The organism is Streptomyces sp. NPDC019890, from assembly GCF_044903445.1.
In the GTDB taxonomy this organism is placed as follows: Bacteria; Actinomycetota; Actinomycetes; order Streptomycetales; family Streptomycetaceae; genus Streptomyces.
This window is the reverse complement of sequence record NZ_JBJDQK010000097.1, coordinates 1-1,202: the sequence shown is the minus strand read 5'-3', so window position 1 is coordinate 1,202 and position 1,202 is coordinate 1. Positions and strand designations below refer to the sequence as shown.

Genomic DNA, 1,202 nt, shown 5'->3' with positions numbered 1-1,202 from the left:
CTTCCTGCCGGTGGTCCCTCTGCGCCGCCATCGCCTGACCCTCGGTGAGTCGACCTACACGTCCTACGGCAACGGCAGCACATCGGTCACTCAATACGCCATACATGAGGAAACGCCCCTCGGGCGGGGAGATACTGCGCACCTACCTGATCTGGTGGCTGCTGGGCCCACTGATCATTTGTGGGCCGCTGGCCTTGGCGGTGTGGTGGCTCAATAGTGACAACGACGCGGGGGTCATGACAGCGCTTCTCCTCATGGGCTGCGGTGTCGCCTGGATGCCCCTTGTGGGTGCAAGCATGTGGAAGCGCTATTGCCGGGAGCGCGGGCTGCCGGAGATGTGACCGCCTCCGGGGCTGCCACCCGGGCCAGGAGTTCGTCGCGGGACAGCGCGGTGCTCAGCGTGGCCGGCACCGTGCACGCCCCGGCCCCCGCGCCGTACTGCGCACATCGCCTCGGGGGCTCGCCGTCGAGGCGGCCGAAGCGGAACACGGAGGCGTAGGCGTCCGCCGGCACGCGGGGTGATGGTCTGCGGTCACCTCCTTTGAACGAACAGACCGTCCTGCCCTCCAGGTCATGGCACGAGCCGCCGGCCGATCAACCGACCCCCACCGGGCTGGCAGGTCGTGGCCGATGATGGTGTGCATGTGGCATGCCCGGAACAGCAAGGCATCGATCTGAATGTCGGGTCTGCCCGACACCTCAGCCTCATCCGAGGACGGCTCCGATACCGAGCGCATGTATCTGAGCCTGCAGAGCGAGCATTGACATCCTTGCGCGGTGGTCCCGGCGAATCGCCGCGTACAGATCGTCCTTGGATTCGACAGACACGTCGGTGCCCCCTGCGGGAGAAGCGCAGCCATCGTCCCACCACAAGGCCCCAAGTGCTTCTCAAGGTACCTGTTTTCAAAGGTCAACCGTATTGATCTGCGTTGGGAGTGACGTTCGGTGACGGGCGTTTGGTGGTTCGCAGGGCTCGGTGCCGCAGATGATGGGCGGATTTTGAGGGTGATGGCTGCCCAGGTGACGAGGGGGCCGGTCATGTCGAGCGGGGCCGTCGAATAATCCCGTGCTGTGCCGTCGTTGGAGGTGCAGACTCGCTCCATGGCGGAGATGCGGGCGTTCCGGGACGCGGTCAGTGGCTGGGCGACCGGCGGTCCCGGCGGGCCGGCGAGTGATCTGGCTGTGCGACTGGGGCTGCGGAC

At 66.3% G+C, this 1,202-nt stretch carries 1 protein-coding gene; it reads left to right on the top strand.

The genetic code is table 11. The annotated features are described in order from the left end of the window. Positions 1–104 precede the first annotated feature (104 nt). Entirely contained in the window at positions 105–341 is a 237-nt protein-coding gene (locus tag ACI2LP_RS34460; RefSeq protein WP_404728476.1) for a hypothetical protein, read from the top strand. Positions 342–1,202 lie beyond the last annotated feature (861 nt).